Annotated in this window: 1 protein-coding gene; it reads left to right on the plus strand. The window is 44.2% G+C overall.

Annotation, left to right across the window (positions count from 1 at the left end; translation table 11 throughout):
- Positions 1-696, plus strand: a 696-nt coding sequence (locus tag JFC08_RS13635; protein ID WP_198331112.1) for an IS3 family transposase, incomplete at its 5' end; no start/stop codon positions are given.
- Positions 697-735: the final 39 nt, after the last annotated feature.

Raw genomic sequence — 735 nt, forward strand, 5'->3', positions numbered from 1 at the left:
AAAGTCTGGCAGCAGATGAAAGCTGACGGGTTAAAGGTTGCTCGGTGTACCGTAGAGCGTTTAATGAAGCAGTATGGTATGCAAGGTGTCTGGCGTGGCAAAAGCAAGATTACCACCAACAGCCGTGACGACCAAAAGCGCGCTGATGACCTAGTCAATCGTAACTTTAATGCACGTCAACCCAATCAGCTTTGGGTAGCTGACTTCACCTATATAAAAACAACTAGCGGCTGGGTATATACCGCTTTTATTATTGACGTGTTTGCCCGTAGTATTGTCGGTTGGAAAGTATCTAATCGCATGAATACCGATATGGTTATGGCTGCGCTAAATCAGGCGATAGCAGATAGGAACCATCCCAAAGATGTGATTCATCACAGCGATCGAGGGGTTCAGTACTTATCCATTCGCTATACTGACAAAATGTGTGACTCTGGTATCATCGCTTCTGTCGGCACGACTGGTGATTCATACGATAATGCACTGGCTGAAACGGTCAATGGACTCTATAAATCTGAGGTAATTGACTATTTAAAGGAGAACTGGACTGGTATCAATGATGTTGAACTGGCAACCCTTGAATGGGTGGATTGGTTTAATAAAATACGACTGCATAGCACGATTGGTTATGTGTCACCCTTTGAGTTTGAAAAGCGGTATTATGATAATTTAATCCTGTCAGGCATGGCTGCCTGACTCAAGTAAATCACTCTCCGATATAGTCGGGGCGGTTCA

This window comes from Psychrobacter cibarius, from assembly GCF_016107535.1.
Lineage (GTDB): Bacteria > Pseudomonadota > Gammaproteobacteria > Pseudomonadales > Moraxellaceae > Psychrobacter > Psychrobacter cibarius.